Source organism: Agrobacterium tumefaciens, assembly GCF_005221385.1.
Classification (GTDB): Bacteria; Pseudomonadota; Alphaproteobacteria; order Rhizobiales; family Rhizobiaceae; genus Agrobacterium; species Agrobacterium tomkonis.
The window spans coordinates 864,178-880,990 of record NZ_CP039903.1; the positions used below are offsets into that span (position 1 = coordinate 864,178).

A 16,813-nucleotide genomic window follows, 5' to 3' on the forward strand; every position below is an offset into this window, starting at 1 on the left:
CCGGGCGCATGTCAATACAAAGCCCGCTTTTGAAGGCTCAAGGATCGTTTTTCTCGGGCGGATTGGGCTCCGTCCCGTCCTTTTTGGGCGGCATGGGGGCGGCGAGCTTCTGAAAATATGCGGATGTGCGCAAAAGCGAACGGAACCGCCAGTTCCTCTCCTCCACTGGAACGCCCTCACGCACCCGCAGCCGGTATATGGTGTAGGCGATGAAAACGATCTGGATCGCCGCCGTATAGCTGAACAGCGCCTTCGGACCGAACTGGTCGATCAGGACGGAGGCGAGCAGCGGCCCGACGGTGGCCCCCACCGACCAGAAGAACAAAAGCCCGGCCGAAACCATCGCATGTTCGCCTTCCTTGGCATGGTCGTTGCCGTGGGCGGAACTGAGCGAATAAAGCGGCAGGGCGAATGCGCCGAACACGAAGACGCCGATGATGTTGCTCCATTCATCCGTGCCGGCGAAGAAGGCAAGAAACAGGCCGACGACGACAGAGCCGGCGGTGGTGGCGAGAATGATGATGCGCCGGTCATAGCGATCGGAGTAGACGCCGAGCGGATATTGCAGCACCACGCCGCCGATGATGCCGGCACTCATGAAGGTGGCGATGGCCGTCACCGAAAGGCCGATCTGTTCGGCATAGATCGGGCCGATATTGCGAAACGCCGCCATGCTGAGACCGACGGCGACGCAGCCGACCACGGCAAGTGGTGAAATGCGCCAGACGGCGAACAGATTGAAGGGGATCTGTTTCGGCGGGGCGGGGTTGGATTTGTCGGCAAGCGAGATCGGCACCAGCGAAAGCGTCAGCGCCATGGCGATCAGCGAAAACACCACCGGTCCGTCGATGCCGGCGACGGGAATGACATATTGGGCGAGCGTGACGGAGCCGAGATCGACGAAACGATAGATGGAGAGCGTCCGCGCCCGGTTGGAATTCGTCACCTGTGCATTGATCCAGCTTTCGATGGCCGCAAAAAGACAGGCGACCGCAATGCCGATGATGAAGCGCATCGCCAGCCAGAACAGCGGATGCAGGACGAGCGGCATGGCGATCGACGCGGCCGACGCCACCGCCGCCATGGTGGCAAAAGTGCGGATATGACCTATCTTGCGCAGCAGGCGCGTCACCGAAATGCAGCCGAGTGCGAAGCCGAGACTATAGGCGGCGCTGATGAGGCCGATGGTACTCGCCGAAAACCCTTCGGACAGGCCGCGCAGCGCGATATAGGTTCCCTGCAGGCCATTGCCGCCGATCAGAATGCCGGCGGTGACGAGAAGCGGGATAAGGGGTCTGATCTGGCTCATTGCGGGCCGACTCGGTTTGGCGGGCTGAATAAGCACTATCTAAAGCCAAGGCGGGGGAAAGGACAGTCAGGAGGCGACAATCTTGCGCTTTGCCTTGACAAATCAGGCTGGTCATGCGTTTTTCCGGCCAATTTCGACAGTGCGGCCCACATGGCGCACGACACGTTCCAGGATATAAAAATGCATCGTTACCGCAGCCACACCTGTGCCGCTCTCCGCAAGTCCGACGTCGGCGAAACCGTTCGCCTTTCCGGTTGGGTTCACCGCGTGCGAGATCATGGCGGCGTTCTCTTCATCGACCTTCGCGACCATTACGGCATCACCCAGGTGGTGGCCGATCCTGATAGCCCGGCCTTCAAGGTTGCCGAGACGGTGCGTGGCGAATGGGTCATCCGCATCGACGGTCTGGTCAAGGCGCGCTCAGAGGACACCATCAACAAGGGCATGGCGACCGGCGAGATCGAGCTTTATGCGCAGGAGATCGAAGTTCTTGGTGTTGCCAAGGAACTGCCGCTGCCGGTGTTCGGTGAGCCGGAATATCCCGAAGACGTGCGCCTGAAATATCGCTTCCTCGACCTTCGCCGCGAGACGCTGCACAAGAACATCGTCAAGCGCACGCAGATCATCTCTTCCATGCGCAAGGGCATGGGTGAACTGGGCTTTGCCGAATATACCACGCCGATCCTCACCGCATCCTCGCCGGAAGGTGCGCGCGACTTCCTCGTTCCCTCGCGTATCCATGAAGGCCAGTTCTTCGCGCTGCCGCAGGCGCCGCAGCAGTACAAGCAGCTTTTGATGGTGGCCGGTTTCGACCGCTACTTCCAGATCGCTCCCTGCTTCCGCGATGAAGACCCGCGTGCCGACCGCCTGCCGGGTGAATTCTACCAGCTCGACGTCGAAATGAGCTTCGTGACCCAGGAAGATGTCTGGACCACGATGGAGCCGATGATGACGGCCGTGTTCGAACAGTTTGCTGAAGGCAAGCCGGTGACGAAACAGTGGCCGCGCATTCCCTACGACGAATCGATCCGCAAATACGGCTCCGACAAGCCGGACCTGCGCAACCCGATCGTCATGGAAGCTGTAACCGAACATTTCGACGGTTCGGGTTTCAAGGTCTTCGCCAACATGATCGCTTCCAACCCCAAGGTTCAGGTCTGGGCGATCCCTGCCAAGACCGGCGGCTCGCGCGCTTTTTGCGACCGCATGAACGTGTGGGCGCAGAGCCAGGGCCAGCCTGGCCTCGGTTATATCTTCTGGAAGGAAGAAGACGGCAAGGTCGGCGGCTCCGGCCCGCTCGCCAAGAACATCGGCGAGGAACGCACCGAAGCGCTGCGCACGCAGCTCGGCCTTGAAGCGGGCGATGCGTGCTTCTTCGTCGCCGGCGATCCCGCAAAGTTCTACAAGTTCGCCGGTGAGGCGCGCACCCGCGCTGCCGACGAACTGAACCTGATCGACCGCGACCGTTTTGAAATGTGCTGGATCGTCGATTTCCCCTTCTTCGAATACAACGATGAAGAAAAGAAGATCGATTTCGCCCATAACCCCTTCTCCATGCCGCAGGGTGGCATGGAAGCGCTGGAAGGCCAGGATCCGCTTTCCATCAAGGCGTTCCAGTATGACGCGGTCTGCAACGGCTTCGAAATCGCTTCCGGCTCGATCCGTAACCAGTCGCCTGAGTTGATGGTCAAGGCCTTCGAAAAGGTCGGCCTGTCGCAGAGCGATGTGGAAGAGCGCTTCGGCGGTCTCTACCGTGCCTTCCAGTACGGCGCGCCTCCGCATGGCGGTTGCGCTTTCGGCATCGACCGTGTGGTCATGTTGCTGGTCGGCGCCAAGAACCTGCGCGAAATCACGCTGTTCCCGATGAACCAGCAGGCGCAGGACCTCTTGATGAATGCCCCGTCGCCGGCAACGCCGACGCAGCTTCGCGAACTGGCGCTGCGCGTGGTTCCGTCCAAAAAGGACTGATCTGGATTTATTCAGGTTCAAACAAAGGGCTGGCGGTGACGCCGGCCCTTTTTGTTTTTGCAACGAACGCGGCAAAGTCACAATTTTACCGCGAGTTAAACCGAATTCCGCGCACAATCAGCCGAAATCCGCTTCCAGTATAGGCCCCGCGTTCACCTGGGGGACGCAAGACTATTTGGGGTTTTAAACTTGGGACAGCGCCGGCCGAACTTCGCTTTCGGTTTCGGCGCGATCATATTTATAAGGATTTCAGAATGGTACATGAAACGGAAAAAGACATCGCGCCGGCGGGTGGATATGCACATTCAGCCCCACCACGCGGCAATTTCGCCGTCAGCCTGCGCTCGCCGGGCGCCAAGTTCCTGATGATCGGCTTCATATCGATGGTTCTGCTCGTACCGCTCCTGCTTGTCTGGGGGTTGACGGAAGAGCGCGCCTCGCGGGCGGAAGATGTGTCGGGCCGGATTGCCAATGGCTGGGGCGGTGATCAGGTGGTGAACGGTCCCTATCTTGCCGTGCCTTTCGACGTAGATCGCCGCCGCGAGGTGAATGGCCAGAGCATCGTCGACCGCACGACGGAATGGGTGCTGGTCATGCCGGAAACGCTTGATGTCGCGGCCGATCTGAAGACCGAGGAAAAGCAGCTGTCGATCTATAGCCTGCCGGTCTATAACGGCAACGTCATGCTGAAAGGCCGCTTCGGTTCCGGCATCCTGCAGGATCTTGCGCGCTTTTCCGGCACGCCGCGACTGGAGAACGCCATTCTCGTCCTCAGCATACAGGATATTACCGGCATTCGCTCCAGCGCCGGCGTCAAAATCGATGGCGGCCCAGTTCTGCCTTTTGATCCCGGCATGCGGGATATTTCGGCACTGACCAACCGCGCCGGTCCGGAAATCGCCATCAGATCCGATGCCGGAGTGCACAGGGTGATTGAAAGAAACCTCATCGAAACCGGCTTCGCCTTCGATATCGCCTTTTCCCTGAATGGTTCAGGCAGTTTCGCCGTGGCGCCGGCCGGCCAGACGACGAGCTTTGCGGCAAACGCCGATTGGCCGCATCCGGGCTTTGAAGGCCTGTTCCTGCCCGAGCAGAAGACCGTCACCGCCACGGATTTCAAGGCGAACTGGACCATTCCTTATCTTGCCAGGGGCATAGATCGGGTGGTGGAGGGCACGCGTCTGCCGCTGTCGGGCAGCCTGATGACGATCAACCTCGTTGAACCCGTGAAATTCTACCAGATCATCGCCCGGACGCTGAAATATTCGATCGGTTTCATCTCGCTGGTCTTCCTTGCCGTCTTCATCGTAGAACTCAGGGGCGGCACTGTCGTGCACTGGATACAATATGTGCTGACGGGGTTGGCGCTGATTATTTTCTACGTGTTGTTGCTGGCGCTCTCCGAGCATACCGGCTTCACGGCTGCCTATATCACCGCATCAACATCAACGGCGGCACTGATCGCATCGTATCTCGGAAGTGCAACCAATAGTCGCAGGAACGGTGTGGCATTGTTTACCGCATTGGCGGTCGCCTACGGCGTCATGTATCTGGTTTTGAACGAAGACGAGTATGCGTTGCTGGCAGGTGCTGTGATTTCCTTCATTGCCATAGCCGCAACCATGTACGCCACCCGCCGGGTCGATTGGTCGGGGGCAGGGGCATCGCAGATTCGCAACTCCGCAAACGAGGCGGCATAGTCCAGCCTACTCCAGCCAGATTGGTCTCGAATCGTCGTAACTCCCCGTTTTTCCTTATCCGACTTGGTGTCAGATGAGAAAAGCGGGGAGCGAATATTGGGGCGGGATGGCAACGTTTTCCCGCCTGTTGTCTACTCTTTTTTTGCTAGAGGCATCTTAATCGTGGAGCGTCTTTTGCTTGCGGGCATCTGCTGCGTATTCTGTTTAACCTGTGGGTTGTCATAAAAAATTAATCAAACTGACAAATCCGGTAGAGAACTTCTTAAGCCTTGTCGATCATTCATCGCCCCACGAAGTTTCACAAACGAGGGTTGAATGTTTTCGCTGGTCTCGACGTTCAAAATTGCGCATCGCGTGTCCATGCTGGCGCTGGCTGCGCTGTGCGGTATCGCCGTCATCGCCGGCATGCTGCTGTGGCAAAGGCAGATGGAGGAGCGTTATCGCGCCGCCGAAGACACGCTGATCCAGAGGGACGGGGTGTTGACGACGCTGGTGGACGCTCTGCATGAAAGCCGCCTGCATCAGAGGGACTTCCTGCTTTCCAGGGACATGAATTCCGTGGCGCAGTTTAACCAGACGATGGGCAGGGTTGCGCAGTCCGTCAATTCCCTCGAAGGCAGCGCGACATCGCAGACCAGCGTGAAACTTGATGCGCTGGCGCAGGGTGTTGCTGCCTATGGCGAACGCATGAAAGCGCTGGTTTCCAAAAATCAGGAGCTGGGTCTCACCCCCGCAGACGGACTTGAAGGCGCGATGCGTAATGGTGTGCATTCCATTGAAAAACACATCGACACCGTTGCCAATGCCGAAATCCGCGCCAGCATGTTGATGATGCGCAGGCACGAAAAGGATTTCATCCTGCGGCGCGACGAAACCTATGCGACGAAACACGCCGCCGAGGTGGAAACCTTCAAGGCGCTGGTAAAGCTGGAATATCGGCCAGGCGCGGAGCGCCAGCGCATCATGGACGCGCTGGAAATCTACACCGCCTCATTCCGCTTTTATGCGCAGGCGGTGCTGGAGGAGCAAAAAGCGCGCGAAACGGTCGCTTCCGCCTACAATGCGTTGCTGCCCATTGTTGCCGATATTTCCTCGGCCTATCGGCAGGAGCGGCAGGCAAGCGCGCTGGAAAACAAAAATGCGGCGGAAACCACGGTTTCGATCGTCGTCGCCCTCATTGCCCTGACCGTCGTGATCCTTTTTGCCGGGGTCTATTTCATTGGCCGTTCGATAACCCGCCCCGCGACTTTGATCACCGGTGCGATGCGTCGCCTTGCCGAAGGTGAAACCGAATTCGCCGTTCCCGGCCTGCGCCGTAAGGATGAATTTGGCGCCATGGCGCAGGCGCTGGAAATTTTCCGGCAGGCCGCCATCGCCAAGATCGAACTGGAGAACCAGACTTTTGCGGCCCGGCAACAGGCGGAAGATCAAAAGGCCCGCTTCCAGCGAGAGGCGGAGGCCGAGGCACAGGCGCGGCTGATGCAGGCGACCAGCGGTCTGGCGGCGGCGCTGCACCGCCTCGCCGCCGGTGATCTCTCCTTCGAGTTGAACGAGCCTTTCGCCCCGGATTTCGAGACTTTGCGCCACGATCTAAACCGCACCATCCGCCAGCTGGATGCCGCCATGTCCGGCGTCGTGCAGTCGAGCGTTGCGATTGACGGCGGCAGCCAGGAAATCAGCCAGAGCGCTGCCGATCTTGCCCGCCGCACCGAGCAGCAGGCCGCCTCGCTGGAAGAGACCGCCGCCGCTCTCGATGAATTGACCGCGAATATCCGCATTTCGGCGGAACGCGCGGTGGAAGCCCGCACGGTCGCCCATTCGGCAGATGAGGATGCCACCCGCACGGCCGATCTTGTCGTCGACACCATCATGGCCATGGAAAAGATCGAGCAATCATCCGGCAAGATCGGCAGCATTATCAGCGTCATCGATGAGATCGCCTTCCAGACCAATCTTCTCGCGCTCAACGCTGGCGTGGAGGCCGCGCGTGCAGGCGAGGCGGGGCGCGGTTTCGCCGTCGTCGCGCAGGAGGTGCGCGAACTGGCGCAGCGCTCTGCAAAAGCGGCGGCCGAGATCAAGGTGCTCATCCGCAACTCCAGCACCGAGGTGAAGGACGGTGCGCGTTTCGTGCGGGAAACAGGTGCTGCCCTGTCGCGCATCGGCGGCTCTGTCAAGACGATCAACGGCCATATCGAAGCCATCGCGGTCGCGACAAAGGAGCAGTCGCTCGGGCTTTCCGAGATCAATACTGCCGTCAATCATCTGGATCAGGGCACACAGCAGAATGCCGCCATGGTCGAGGAAAACAATGCCGCCAGCGCCATGCTGGCGAGCGAGACGGCCCGTCTCAAGGATCTGGTCTGTCAGTTCCGGCTGAGTGATATGCATATAGAGGAGCGTGGCTTGCGCGAAGCGGCCTGATACCTCATTTCACTGTATCGAAAAGCGGGCGCGCAACTTGCCGCCCGCTTTTTTGCTGTTTATAGGTGGGGTACTCACCACGGACCCGGTGAAATCCCGGGTGGCTCTTCTGGCCGCCGATCCGCCAGACAACGCAAAGCACCGACATTCCTTTTCAATCTACCGGACATGGCTCCGGCCGGTGCGTCATTCTTTGCGAAAAAATCAGATGAACAGATTTCAGACTTACAGACGTGAGTGGTTTTCCAATATTCGCGGCGATGTGCTTTCCGGCATCGTTGTCGCGCTCGCCCTCATTCCCGAAGCCATCGGCTTTTCCGTCATTGCCGGTGTCGATCCGAAAGTGGGGCTGTTTGCCTCCTTCGCCATCGCCTGCGTTTCCGCATTCACCGGCGGCCGGCCGGGCATGATTTCGGCGGCAACCGCTGCCACTGCCGTGCTTATGGTCACGCTCGTCAAGGAGCACGGCCTGCAATATCTCTTTGCCGCCACCATCCTCATGGGCGTGCTGCAGATCGCGGCGGGTTTTGCGAGGCTTGGCCGGGTGATGCGCTTCGTCTCGCGCTCTGTCATGACCGGTTTCGTCAACGCGCTGGCGATCCTGATCTTCATGGCGCAATTGCCCGAACTGATCGGCGTGCCGGTTGAAACCTATGTCATGATCGCGGCTGGCCTTGCGATCATCTATCTCTTCCCGCTGGTCACGAAGATCATCCCGTCACCGCTGGTCGCCATCGTTGTCCTGACCTGCGTTGCGGTGTTTTCCGGCATGGACATCCGCACGGTCGGCGATCTCGGTGAGTTGCCCTCGACGCTGCCGATATTCGCCCTGCCGCAGGTGCCGCTGACCTTCGAGACGTTGCAGATCATCTTTCCCTATTCCGTGGCGCTCGCCGCCGTCGGCCTGCTGGAATCGCTGCTGACGGCCCAGATCGTCGACGACATGACGGATACGGGCAGCAACAAGAGCCAGGAATGCATCGGGCAGGGGACGAGCAATATCGCCTCTGCCCTCATCGGCGGCATGGGCGGCTGCGCCATGATTGGCCAGTCCGTCATCAATGTCAGCTCCGGCGGTCGCGGCCGCTTGTCCACCTTCATCGCGGGTGCGTTCCTGCTGTTCCTCATCCTGGTGCTGGACGATCTCGTGCGCATCATTCCCATGGCGGCTCTGGTGGCAGTCATGATCATGGTGTCCATCGGCACCTTCTCATGGCGTTCGATCCTTGATCTCCGCCGCAACCCGCCATCTTCAAGCATCGTCATGCTGGTAACCGTCGGCACGGTGCTCGCCACCCATGACCTTGCAAAGGGTGTGCTGGCGGGCGTACTTCTTTCCGGTGTGTTTTTCGCAGGCAAGGTGTCTAAGCTCTTCCATGTCCGGCCGGAGCTTTCAGCCGATGGCCGGGAGCGGATCTACCGCGTCGACGGTCAGATTTTCTTCGCTTCGACGGAGAGCTTCATCGCCGCCTTTGATTTTGCCGAAGAGGTGGAGGCGGTGACGATTGATGTCACGGAGGCGCATCTGTGGGATATTTCGGCGGTCGGCGCGCTGGATAAGGTTGTCCTGAAATTCCGTAAAGTCGGCAAGCGGGTCGAAGTGATCGGTGTCAACGAGGCGAGCGCCCACATGATCGACCGTTTCGCCTTGCACGACAAGCAGGGTGCGGCGGCAGCCCCGCTGCATTGAGTACAAATAAAAAGCCCCGGCAAAACCGGGGCTTTTTTGTTTATTCGTTTGCCGTCACCGTCACGCCGAGCATTTTCGGCAGGGTGTTCGGCGCGCCCATCGCAGCGCCCATGATCATCGGGAACGGAACCGGCTTTTCCGGTTCTGCGGTGATGGCGAAGTTCTTCGGATTGTCGATATAGGTGTTGATCGCCACCGACACCATGTTCTGCAATTCCGGAACGTTGAGCGAGGCCATCATGATGGGGGCCATGCCCTTGATGGTCTGGGCAAGCTGGTCGCTCGTCATGCCCTGCTGGCTTGCCGCGTAATCGATGGCGCGCTTGGTGATGCTGGCGTCTTCAAAGCTGATTTCGGCGTTGATGAAGGAAAGCTGCTGCATCAGGCCGAGCATGGCAAGGCTTGCCGCCTGGTCCGCCTGTTCCTTGTTCGGATTGGCGGCCTGAGCCTTTACCGTCTCCTGCATCGACTTGATGAAGGCGAGCGTGTAGCCGGAGAAGCCGAATGACATGTTGAGGCGACCGACATTGTCGAGGTCGATGGCATATTCCTCGACATCGACGGTGCCGGAGGCGACTTCCCAGCTGCCGCTCATGGTCATGTCGCCGGAAAGGGCCTTGAGCTCGAGCTTCTCGATTGCGTCCTTCGTGGCCGGGTCGGTGACTTCGCTGAGATCGGCCTTGAAGCCGGATGCATCGAGTTCGAAACCGATTGAGGCCTTGTCATCGCTGACGGACATCGTCGCGGTGCTTTCTTCAAGCGAGAAAGCCGGCTTGCCGTCGATGGAAACCGAAACCGGACCGCTATGCGCTTCGTCATAGAACATCAGTGCATCCACGGTGCCCGTGGTCGCATCGGCGGGAATGACGAGGCCCGACATGTAGATGTCGCTTGCCTTGATCTCCACGTTTTCTTGGCTGTAGTTGATATTGTCGAAACGGGCGTTCTTGATCGTATAACCGCCCTTGTTTTCCTCGACGCCTTCAAGCGTGATGTTGCCGACCGGGATTTTCTTGGCCGGATCGGCAGCTGCGTTGAAGGTCACGCTGTTCAGAGTTACCGTCGAGCCGTTGACGGCAACCGAGCCGGCGGCGATCTCGCCGCCCTGCGCGGCATAGGCTGCATTGATCTTCTTCAGCACATCCCCGCCATCCAGCGCAAAAGCCGGTGCCGAAAGCGTAAGAAGCGCGGCACTGGCGAAAAGAACCTGCCGGGTGGATTTCAGTCTCATGATGTTTCTTCCCTCAACGTACGGATGTGCACCGTGTCAGAATGCTAATGGTGATACTTATATTCACGATTATTCAAAGGTCTATAGGATTTAGATCGATTCGCATGACGGCGGCATTGCGGCATTTAGATCGCGGTTAACAAAAAACCTCGTGAGAGAGGTGCTTTCATCCACAGGGCAGACCCCCGAATTTCTTGCCGGGAATCGGCATTTCCGCTAGTCAAGCACCATGGGAAAAAATCTTGTACCTCCGTCTGGCGGAGACGATAACATTCATCCGGTCGATTTGAAGGCGGCGCTTGAAGAGCGCTACCTCGCTTACGCCTTGTCCACGATCATGCATCGTGCGCTGCCGGATGTGCGTGACGGCCTGAAGCCGGTGCATCGCCGTATCATTCACGCCATGAGCGAAATGGGCATCCGTCCCAATTCGGCCTTCAAGAAATGCGCCCGTATCGTCGGTGACGTTATCGGTAAGTTCCACCCGCACGGCGACCAGTCGGTCTATGATGCGCTGGTGCGTCTCGCGCAGGATTTCTCACAACGTTATCCGATCGTCGACGGGCAGGGCAATTTCGGCAACATCGATGGCGACGGTGCTGCCGCCTATCGTTACACCGAAGCGCGCATGACTGACGTGGCGGCGCTGCTGCTGGAAGGCATCGGCGAGGACGCCGTGGATTTCCGCGCCACCTATAATGAGGAAGACGAGGAACCGGTGGTCCTGCCGGGCGCTTTCCCGAATCTTCTGGCAAATGGCGCCTCCGGCATTGCCGTCGGCATGGCGACATCGATCCCGCCGCACAATGCCCACGAACTTTGCGATGCGGCGCTATATCTCATCAAGCATCCCGATGCGACGGTCGAGAAGCTGGTGGAGTTCATTCCCGGCCCCGACCTGCCGACCGGTGGCATCATCATCGAAAGCCGCGAGAATATTCTCGATGCCTACAAGACGGGACGCGGCGGTTTCCGCGTGCGCGCCAAGTGGGAAACGGAAGATCTCGGCCGCGGCGGTTACCAGATCGTCATTACCGAAATTCCCTTCCAGGTGCAGAAATCGCGGCTTATCGAAAAGATCGCCGAACTGCTGCTCGCCCGCAAGCTGCCGCTGCTGGAAGATGTTCGAGACGAATCCGCTGAAGATGTGCGCATTGTGCTGGTGCCGAAGAACCGCACCGTCGATGCGACGCTCCTGATGGAATCGCTGTTTCGCCTGTCCGACCTCGAAAGCCGCCTGCCGCTCAACATGAACGTGCTGTCGCTTGGCAAGGTGCCGAAGGTCATGGCGCTGAATGAGGTGCTGAGCGAGTGGCTGGCGCACCGCAAGGACGTTCTCGTCCGCCGCTCCCGCCACCGTCTTGCCGCCATCGACCGCAGGCTTGAGATTCTGGGCGGCCTGTTGGTCGCCTATCTCAATCTGGATGAGGTTATCCGCATCATCCGCGAGGAAGACGAGCCGAAACAGGTGATGATGGCCAAATGGTCGCTCACGGACAATCAGGCCGAAGCCATCCTCAACATGCGGCTGCGCAATCTGCGCAAGCTCGAGGAGTTCGAAATCCGCAAGGAGTTCGATGAACTCAGCAGCGAGAAGGCCGAGATCGAAGGTCTGCTCGCGTCTGACGACAAGCAGTGGCAGACCGTCGCCTGGGAAATCGGCGAGGTCAAAAAGAAATATGCCAAGGCAACCGAGATCGGCCGTCGCCGCACGCAGTTCGCGGATGCGCCGGATGCCGATATCGAGGCCATCCAGCAGGCGATGATCGAAAAGGAACCGGTCACCATCGTCATCTCGCAGAAGGGCTGGATCAGGGCGTTGAAGGGCCACATGTCCGATACGTCGGCCTTGACCTTCAAGGAAGGTGACGGCCCGAAGCTTGCCTTCCCGGCGCAGACCACCGACAAGCTGCTGCTTTTGACCACCGGCGGCAAGGCCTATACGCTCGGCGCCGACAAGCTGCCCGGCGGGCGCGGCCATGGCGAACCGATCCGCATCATGGTTGATATGGAGAACGATCAGGACATCCTGACCGCCTTCGTGCACGACCCGTCGCGCAAGCTGCTGCTCGTCTCCACGGCTGGAAACGGTTTCGTCGTGGCGGAAAGTGAAATGGTCGCGAATACCCGTAAGGGCAAGCAGATCATGAATGTCTCGATGCCTGATGAAGCCAAGCTCGCGGTGCCGGTGACGGGCGATCATGTCGCCGTTGTCGGCGAAAACCGCAAGCTCCTGGCCTTCCCGCTGTCGCAGGTGCCGGAAATGTCACGCGGCAAGGGCGTGCGCCTGCAACGCTACAAGGATGGCGGCGTCATTGACGTGAAATGTTTCGCCGTTGCCGAGGGTCTGAGCTGGTCCGACACGGCCGGGCGTCTCTTTAACAAGGTGGGTGAGGAATTGCGCGAATGGCTGGCCGACCGGGCAACGGCGGGCCGCACCGTGCCAAAGGGGTTTCCGCGTAGCGGGAAGTTTGGTGGGTAATATTTTAGTGGCGTCCCGGAAGTTTACTCGGGACGTCTTTCATGTGTTTTTGCTATCCGAATTGAATAGGACGTGGCGCCCCCGTTATTCTTCGCCAGGCTCATAAACCTCCCAGCCGCGGGGCGTCAGATGTTCCTGCGGATGGTAGCGGGTCTTGTAGCCCATCTTTTCCGAACCATCGACCCAGTAGCCGAGATAGACATGCGGCAGGCCAAGTGCCCGGGTGCGGGTGATGTGATCTATTATCATGAAAGTGCCGAGCGAGCGTTTTTCGAGATCGGGGTTGAAGAAGGAATAGACCATCGACAGCCCGTCGCTCATCACGTCGCTGAGCGCCACGGCCAGCAACTCGCCGCGTTTGCTGGAATCAATGCCTGAGCCCGGCTCGCGCACGCGGTATTCGATGATGCGGGTGTTCACATGTGTGTCTTCGACCATGATCGCATAGTCCAGCGCCGACATGTCGGACATGCCGCCAGACTGGTGGCGGTGGTCCAGATAACGGCGGAACAGGGAGAACTGCTCGGTGGAAGGCTCGGCGGCGTGAACGGTGGCGACGACATCCTTGTTGATGGACAATACGCGCCGCATCGATTTCGTCGGCTGGAACTGCTCGGTCAGGATGCGCACGGAAACGCAGGCGCGGCAGTTTTCGCAGGCGGGGCGATAGGCGATGTTTTGCGAACGCCTGAAACCGCCCTGGGTCAGAAGGTCGTTCATTTCCGAGGCGCGCGGGCCAACCAGATGCGTAAAGACCTTCCGCTCCATCTGGTTCGGCAGATAGGGGCAGGTGGCCGGCGCCGTAAGATAGAATTGGGGGGAGGGCGTCGCCTGCGTGTTCATCGAACCGTGATCGCCTCCTGCGTCTGTTATGAAAGCGCGCCGCGATTTCACGGGGTTGGCGGCGGCGCTTCAAGCGACATGCATAATGTCACAGAATGGCAAAATGACGGAAAACGTCAACTGCGGGATGAGGTATTTACCGTCTTTGAAAGCCACGTTTTCGTGGCTTTCTTCGATATCAGCGTGTTCTGACCATGACGGTGCCGAGCAGGAAGTCGTGAACGAGGCGCGAGCGCTCGGTAAACAGGCCTGCCAGAAGAATCAAAGGTGTCAAAACCGAGTTGATGACCCAGAAAAGCACGATGTGCACGGTCGCCAACAGGAAATCGATTCGCCGTCCGTCCATGCGCGCCATCGCGATGCCCATCGCCCGCATGCCGGGTGTGGCCTGCGAGGGACCGCCGAGCGATACGCCGAAATAAAGCACCGCGACGATGACGAACAGCGCCGGGTAGAGGAAAAAGCCGAGACCCAGCGTGATCACGCCGAGAAAGAAGACAATCACGGCGGCCGGAATGCAAAGCAGCAGAACGATCGCATAATCGATCAGGAATGCGAAGACGCGCCGGCTCAGGACGCCGCTATAGGCGCGCCAGTCGTCCGGTGCGGCATAAGTGGGGTTCTGGTCGAGGCTCATCTTTCATTTTCTCCTGAAAAGGTCTGACAGCGCGGCTTATATGCCGTGTCAGCAGACAATATGGGAAGAAAACGACCGAATACAATAAGAGGTGGCCGTCAGCCCTTTGCGAGTTTGCGTGCAGCCTCGATGGCGAAATAGCTCAAGATGCCATCGCAGCCTGCACGCTTGAAACAGAGAAGTGTTTCCATCATCACCCGTTCGCCGTCGATCCAGCCATTCATGGCCGCCGCCTTGATCTGGGTATATTCGCCGGACACCTGATAGGCGAAAGTCGGCAGCCCAAAATTCTCCTTCAGCCGCCAGCAGATGTCGAGATAGGGCAGGCCGGGTTTGACCATCAGCATATCCGCGCCTTCCTCCACATCGAGCGCCGCATCACGGATCGCTTCCATGCCGTTGGCAGGGCTGATATAATAGCTATTCTTGTCGCCCTTCAGCAGGCCGGCCGTGGAGATAGCCTCGCGATAGGGGCCATAATAGCCGGAGGCGAATTTCGTTGCGTAAGCCATGATGCCGACATTCTGGTGCCCGGCGGCATCAAGACCGCGACGAATGGCGCCGATGCGGCCATCCATCATTTCCGACGGAGAAATAATGTCCGAACCGGCCTCGGCCTGCAGGATCGCCGCCCTGACGACCTGATCGACCGTCTCGTCATTGACGATCTCGTCGCCGCGCAAAATGCCGTCATGCCCGTGGCTGGTGAAGGGGTCGAGCGCGACATCGGTGATCATGCCGATATTTGGAACGGCTTTTTTGACTGCAATCGTCGCCTGATTGATGAGATTGTTGGCCTCGAGCGCGTTCGAGCCGGTCTCGTCACGCAGGTCCATCTCGATATTCGGGAAGGTGGCGATCGCCGGAATGCCGAGGTCGGCGGCTTCCTTCGCCGCTTCGACGAGCTTGTCGATACTCATGCGGTTGACGCCGGGCATCGCTGGAATGGGATCGAGGATATTGCTGCCGGGCACGATGAAGACCGGCCAGATGAGATCGTCGACGGTCAGGCGGTTCTCCTGCACCAGACGGCGCGTCCAATCCGCCTTGCGATTGCGCCGCATGCGGCGATGGCCGGTTATCTCGTCGACCAGATGCGTTTTGTCCTGCATGTCAGAATGTCCTTCGGTCAAATTTCGCAAGCTGCATAACATGAAGCATGCGCCGTGCGAATGCGACAATGTCGCCCTGGCTTTCCCTCTTGCCTACCTTGCCGGGCAGCGATGCTTTGACAAGGCAGACCACCGGATTCAATATGGGCTGGTCGCCCGCCCGTCGAGGCCGTATCTTCCGGCCATGGAACCTGATTCTCAACCTCTGCCGAAGCGTCCGCTTACGGAAATCCTCTTTCTGGTCTTCATGAGGCTGGTCGCGGTCTCCTGTTTCTGGTTCGGCCTGCAATATTGGGCAATGCTCACGGGGTACTCGCTGGGCGGGCAGGGGCGGTTCGATATGCTGAACCTGCCCTGGCGGGTGGCGGGCAGTGCACTGGCGGTTATTTTCCCGGTTGCGGCACTCGGCCTCTGGCTTGGCGCCTCCTGGGGCGCTGTCATGTGGGTCATGGGGGCAGGCGCGCAGATCGCCATGTATAAGGTGTGGCCACATATCTTCGGCGCCAACACGCTGGTACCCGTCATGCACGGTCTCGTGGCAACCATTTATATACTATTTCTGGTCGCTTTCTGGCTGGATCACCGCCAGAATGAAGAACGCGCAAGAATTGATTTACCATAAGAATAAAGCAATGCGGCCTGTTTTCAGGCTGTTTTTTATCTCTAAGTCATTGATTTATAATGCATGGCCTCTGACCATTCCCGCTTCGCCACAAGTTGGGTCCTCATGGGAAAATGCAGGTTACCATTTGTTAATCGTAGCTTTTAAGTAGAATTTTATGCGCATTGATTAGGTTCTCACTCAAGGCGGGAGACAAACAAACACACCGCCAAACAAAACAGTGAGGCAGTCATGATCAATAGCAAAGTTAAGCCGCAGGCCGTTGTTGCCGACGCACACGAAGATACCATCCGTTCGCTGTACATGGAGTCGCTGCATCTGGTGGAACGTCTCCACCGCCGCCTCCTCGATGTCATCAAGGACGAGTTCGATCGTCAGGGTCGTGATGACGTCAACGCCGTACAGGCTCTCCTGCTGTTCAACATCGGCAATTCCGAATTGACGGCCGGTGAACTTCGCTCCCGCGGTTATTACCTCGGCTCGAACGTTTCCTACAACGTCAAGAAACTGGTCGACCTCGGTCTCATCAACCACCAGCGCTCGCGTGTCGACCGCCGCTCGGTCCGCATCAGCCTGACCGAAGAAGGCCAGGCCATCGCCGAAACGGTTGCCCGCCTTTATGAACGCCACGTCGGCTCGATCGAAAAGGTCGGCGGCATCGGCACCGGCGAGTTCTCCGAAATGAACAAGCTGCTGCAGCGCCTCGATCGCTTCTGGAACGACTCGATCGCTTATCGTCTCTAATATCCGCGACGGTTTCACTGTTTAAGCCGGGGGCAACGCTTTGCCTCCGGCTTG

12 protein-coding genes and 1 other annotated feature are annotated in these 16,813 nt (G+C 58.9%); of the genes, 7 read left to right on the top strand and 5 right to left on the bottom strand.

Features of this window, described 5'->3' with window-relative positions; translation table 11 throughout:
• Positions 1-37 precede the first annotated feature (37 nt).
• Positions 38-1,309, bottom strand: a complete 1,272-nt coding sequence (locus CFBP6623_RS04355; RefSeq protein WP_046798857.1) for an MFS transporter — start codon at positions 1,307-1,309, stop codon at positions 38-40.
• A gap of 180 nt (positions 1,310-1,489) precedes the next feature.
• Here CFBP6623_RS04355 and aspS point away from each other — a divergent pair, with 180 nt between their 5' ends.
• The 4 genes from aspS to CFBP6623_RS04375 all read left to right on the top strand — a co-directional run bounded on the left by aspS (position 1,490) and on the right by CFBP6623_RS04375 (position 9,088).
• Complete coding sequence (gene aspS, locus CFBP6623_RS04360; protein WP_062653910.1) at positions 1,490-3,277, top strand: aspartate--tRNA ligase; 1,788 nt, start codon at positions 1,490-1,492, stop codon at positions 3,275-3,277.
• Between the two features lie 254 nt (positions 3,278-3,531).
• Positions 3,532-4,977: a cell envelope integrity protein CreD gene (creD, locus tag CFBP6623_RS04365; protein ID WP_046798858.1), complete on the top strand. Its 1,446-nt coding sequence runs from the start codon at positions 3,532-3,534 to the stop codon at positions 4,975-4,977.
• A gap of 315 nt (positions 4,978-5,292) precedes the next feature.
• The gene (locus CFBP6623_RS04370) at positions 5,293-7,398 is read left to right on the top strand and encodes a methyl-accepting chemotaxis protein (RefSeq protein ID WP_046798859.1); all 2,106 of its coding nucleotides are present in this window, start codon (positions 5,293-5,295) and stop codon (positions 7,396-7,398) included.
• A 78-nt stretch (positions 7,399-7,476) separates the two neighbouring features.
• Positions 7,477-7,532 (top strand) — a sequence feature (sul1 is cis-regulatory element that is thought to sense ions involved in sulfur or methionine metabolism; They are found in Alphaproteobacteria).
• Between the two features lie 74 nt (positions 7,533-7,606).
• Complete coding sequence (locus CFBP6623_RS04375) at positions 7,607-9,088, top strand: SulP family inorganic anion transporter (RefSeq protein WP_046798860.1); 1,482 nt, start codon at positions 7,607-7,609, stop codon at positions 9,086-9,088.
• 40 nt (positions 9,089-9,128) lie between these two features.
• Here CFBP6623_RS04375 and CFBP6623_RS04380 read toward each other — a convergent pair whose 3' ends face one another.
• The gene (locus CFBP6623_RS04380) at positions 9,129-10,319 is read right to left on the bottom strand and encodes a hypothetical protein (RefSeq protein ID WP_046798861.1); all 1,191 of its coding nucleotides are present in this window, start codon (positions 10,317-10,319) and stop codon (positions 9,129-9,131) included.
• 229 nt (positions 10,320-10,548) lie between these two features.
• Here CFBP6623_RS04380 and parC point away from each other — a divergent pair, with 229 nt between their 5' ends.
• The gene (parC, locus tag CFBP6623_RS04385; protein ID WP_046798862.1) at positions 10,549-12,801 is read left to right on the top strand and encodes a DNA topoisomerase IV subunit A; all 2,253 of its coding nucleotides are present in this window, start codon (positions 10,549-10,551) and stop codon (positions 12,799-12,801) included.
• A gap of 84 nt (positions 12,802-12,885) precedes the next feature.
• Here the strand turns inward: parC and CFBP6623_RS04390 are convergent, their stop codons facing one another.
• The 3 genes from CFBP6623_RS04390 to hemB all read right to left on the bottom strand — a co-directional run bounded on the left by CFBP6623_RS04390 (position 12,886) and on the right by hemB (position 15,393).
• Positions 12,886-13,644 carry an arginyltransferase gene (locus CFBP6623_RS04390; protein WP_046798863.1) on the bottom strand — a complete coding sequence of 253 codons (759 nt, stop codon included), beginning with the start codon at positions 13,642-13,644 and terminating at the stop codon, positions 12,886-12,888.
• Positions 13,645-13,822: 178 nt separating this feature from the next.
• The gene (locus CFBP6623_RS04400) at positions 13,823-14,281 is read right to left on the bottom strand and encodes an RDD family protein (RefSeq protein ID WP_046798865.1); all 459 of its coding nucleotides are present in this window, start codon (positions 14,279-14,281) and stop codon (positions 13,823-13,825) included.
• A 98-nt stretch (positions 14,282-14,379) separates the two neighbouring features.
• On the bottom strand, positions 14,380-15,393 hold the full coding sequence (gene hemB, locus CFBP6623_RS04405) for a porphobilinogen synthase (RefSeq protein ID WP_046798866.1): 1,014 nt from the start codon (positions 15,391-15,393) through the stop codon (positions 14,380-14,382).
• Positions 15,394-15,577: 184 nt separating this feature from the next.
• Here hemB and CFBP6623_RS04410 point away from each other — a divergent pair, with 184 nt between their 5' ends.
• Both CFBP6623_RS04410 and ldtR read left to right on the top strand, forming a co-directional pair.
• Positions 15,578-16,015 carry a DUF6163 family protein gene (locus CFBP6623_RS04410; RefSeq protein ID WP_046798867.1) on the top strand — a complete coding sequence of 146 codons (438 nt, stop codon included), beginning with the start codon at positions 15,578-15,580 and terminating at the stop codon, positions 16,013-16,015.
• Between the two features lie 234 nt (positions 16,016-16,249).
• A complete protein-coding gene (gene ldtR, locus CFBP6623_RS04415) occupies positions 16,250-16,759 on the top strand; it encodes a transcriptional regulator LdtR (protein ID WP_169539083.1) in 510 nt (169 codons plus the stop codon).
• The last annotated feature ends 54 nt before the right edge of the window (positions 16,760-16,813 follow it).

Excerpts from the sequence above, each read along its gene's own strand:
- parC (WP_046798862.1), top strand. The coding sequence starts at position 10,549 with ATGGGAAAAAATCTTGTACCTCCGTCTGGCGGAGACGATAACATTCAT.
- CFBP6623_RS04355 (WP_046798857.1), bottom strand. The coding sequence starts at position 1,309 with ATGAGCCAGATCAGACCCCTTATCCCGCTTCTCGTCACCGCCGGCATT.
- aspS (WP_062653910.1), top strand. The coding sequence starts at position 1,490 with ATGCATCGTTACCGCAGCCACACCTGTGCCGCTCTCCGCAAGTCCGAC.
- CFBP6623_RS04390 (WP_046798863.1), bottom strand. The coding sequence starts at position 13,644 with ATGAACACGCAGGCGACGCCCTCCCCCCAATTCTATCTTACGGCGCCG.
- CFBP6623_RS04375 (WP_046798860.1), top strand. The coding sequence starts at position 7,607 with ATGAACAGATTTCAGACTTACAGACGTGAGTGGTTTTCCAATATTCGC.
- CFBP6623_RS04400 (WP_046798865.1), bottom strand. The coding sequence starts at position 14,281 with ATGAGCCTCGACCAGAACCCCACTTATGCCGCACCGGACGACTGGCGC.
- creD (WP_046798858.1), top strand. The coding sequence starts at position 3,532 with ATGGTACATGAAACGGAAAAAGACATCGCGCCGGCGGGTGGATATGCA.
- CFBP6623_RS04370 (WP_046798859.1), top strand. The coding sequence starts at position 5,293 with ATGTTTTCGCTGGTCTCGACGTTCAAAATTGCGCATCGCGTGTCCATG.
- hemB (WP_046798866.1), bottom strand. The coding sequence starts at position 15,393 with ATGCAGGACAAAACGCATCTGGTCGACGAGATAACCGGCCATCGCCGC.
- CFBP6623_RS04380 (WP_046798861.1), bottom strand. The coding sequence starts at position 10,319 with ATGAGACTGAAATCCACCCGGCAGGTTCTTTTCGCCAGTGCCGCGCTT.
- CFBP6623_RS04410 (WP_046798867.1), top strand. The coding sequence starts at position 15,578 with ATGGAACCTGATTCTCAACCTCTGCCGAAGCGTCCGCTTACGGAAATC.